Genomic DNA, 2,157 nt, shown 5'->3' on the forward strand with positions numbered 1-2,157 from the left:
GAGCGGGCTTGCTCGCTCCCACAGGGGATGGTGCGTCGCTTGAGGGGTCAGTGACGCTTGAGGATCTGGTCCATGACCCAGTCGGTTTTCAGGGCCTGTTCGGCCATCGCCGGGTGTTGCGAATCACCGCGAATGTGGGCGTTCATGCCCAAGACGTGATGCCACTGGATGTGTTCGTGATGGGGGATGTCCAGGCTGACGGTTTGATCGGTATGCAATTGAACGGGATGTTCATCAAACACCGAAAAGCTGATCCGCCCCAGGCTTCCGATGATCTCGACCCGATCCTCGCGCCGATCGGCAACAAAGCTCCAGCACCCCATGCCCAACGCTCCGCTGGCGAAGCGCCAACTGGCGCTGACCGCATCTTCCGCCGCGTACAGCCCGGCCTGATGCGCGGTGAAACCAGCGACTTCAATGATGTCGCCGAGCAAATACTGGAACAGGTCAAAGCCATGGCTGGCCAGATCGGCGAAGTAACCGCCACCGGCGACCGCCGGATCAGTACGCCAGTTGTGACGGCCATCCAGGTCCGCAGGGGACGGCGCTTTGGTCAGCGTCCAGCTCAGGTGCCGCACCGCACCGATGCGCCCCTGCTCCAGCCATTGCCGCACTTGCGCAAAGCGCGGCAACGAACGCCGATAGTAGGACACGAACAGGTGCAACCCGGCGTCGGCAAACGCCTGCTGCATCTCACGGCTTTGCCCCGCATTGAGCGACATGGGTTTTTCCACGCAGCCATGTTTACCGGCGGCAGCGACTTTCAGGCTGTAGGCGTGGTGACTGTCGGGAGGCGTGGCGATGTACACCGCGTCCACCTCGGGATCGTTGATCAGCGCATCGACATCGGTGTAGACCCGTTCAATGCCGTGGCGCGCGGCGTAATCGCTCACCGCGTCAAGACGTCGTCCCATCACCGCGACCAGCGCCGAACCGGGCGCCTTGTAAAAGGCCGGCCCGCTCTTGAGCTCGGCGACGCTGCCACAACCGATCATGCCCCAACGCACCACGTCCATTGTTGCCTCCCTGTGTCTTGACGATCAGCCGATACGCAAGGCACGCAGATCGAGGTGGCCGTCCTTGAGCGGCGGGCACCAGTAGTAGCCGCCAGTGATCGGCCGGCTGATGCGATACAGACCATCGGTGATGCCATCTTCCAGACCGCTCATGCGGCGCAGTTGCGCTTCGAAAGCATCCAGCGAAAAACCGAACGCGAGGAACATCAGGCCAGCGCGATCACCCTCGATCCAAGGCATCGAACGGCGCACGACAAACGCTTCAGGGGCGAAGCTTTCCTGCGCCGTGCGTTTGACGTGGGCGGAAATGGGCGCGTCGTCGATTTCTTCGTTGTCACTCAAGCGACGCCCCATGATGTTGTCCTTGTCTTCGGCGGACAATGTGCGGAAACCCTTGAGGTCGTGCTGCCATTGCTGGATCGCCGCGAAACTGCCACCGACCAGACCTTCAGCGCCCTCTGCTAGCAACGCAGCAGCAATGGCCGCTTCATCGTGCGGGTTTTCAGTACCGTCTTCGTAGCCCGTCAGGTCATGACCTTCCTTGTGGCGGAAGGCTTCCTGGGCCTCTACCAGACACAAGGCCGGCGCCAGTGCCGCCTCAAAAGAATTGCAACGATTGAGCAGTTCACCACGGTCGACACCGTGCAGCCAGACCCACAGCGCGTGCTGGGTCGACGGGTTTTCCACGCCGACGCCGGTCATGGCTGGGAAACTGCGCAGGCCGTCGATTTCTACGTTGAGGGCCTTGGTCAGGGATTCACCGAAACCGACCACCACCGACTTGCCATCCACCAGAGTCATCAGGTTGTCGATCGCCTGCGGCAGTGCTGCAACCGACTCAAGGGCAAAGAACAGATGACGTGCTTGCGCAGGAACAGGGGTGGCGAGAATGCCCGGCTGGTAGTAACTCATGTGAACTCCTTGGGAAAGTGCGCGGGAGTTTACCTGTGGCCGGAGGGTTTGTGTGGGTTCAGATGCCCGAAACCCCTCATCCTAGTCTTGTCTCAGAGACGAAGTGTAGTGGTCAACTAATTCCGGACACCTCGATAGGTGATTTTGACGCCATCGCCCGTTCGTAAACGGTCGGTGGCAGATATCCCAGTTTCGAGTGCAGCCGTTCGTTGTTGTAAAACCCAACGAT

At 60.6% G+C, this 2,157-nt stretch carries 2 protein-coding genes; both read right to left on the bottom strand.

The genetic code is table 11. The annotated features are described in order from the left end of the window. Window positions 1-47: 47 nt before the first annotated feature. Window positions 48-1,016 (bottom strand): Gfo/Idh/MocA family protein, encoded by a 969-nt coding sequence (locus ACIOU6_RS06185; protein ID WP_401134687.1) that lies wholly within the window; start codon window positions 1,014-1,016, stop codon window positions 48-50. Between the two features lie 24 nt (window positions 1,017-1,040). Continuing rightward, on the bottom strand, window positions 1,041-1,928 hold the full coding sequence (locus ACIOU6_RS06190) for a Dyp-type peroxidase (protein ID WP_401134690.1): 888 nt from the start codon (window positions 1,926-1,928) through the stop codon (window positions 1,041-1,043). Window positions 1,929-2,157: the final 229 nt, after the last annotated feature.

The organism is Pseudomonas sp. NPDC087615 (genome assembly GCF_044743445.1).
GTDB classification, from domain to species: domain Bacteria; phylum Pseudomonadota; class Gammaproteobacteria; order Pseudomonadales; family Pseudomonadaceae; genus Aquipseudomonas; species Aquipseudomonas baetica_A.

Excerpts from the sequence above, each read along its gene's own strand:
- ACIOU6_RS06185 (WP_401134687.1), bottom strand. The coding sequence starts at position 1,016 with ATGGACGTGGTGCGTTGGGGCATGATCGGTTGTGGCAGCGTCGCCGAG.
- ACIOU6_RS06190 (WP_401134690.1), bottom strand. The coding sequence starts at position 1,928 with ATGAGTTACTACCAGCCGGGCATTCTCGCCACCCCTGTTCCTGCGCAA.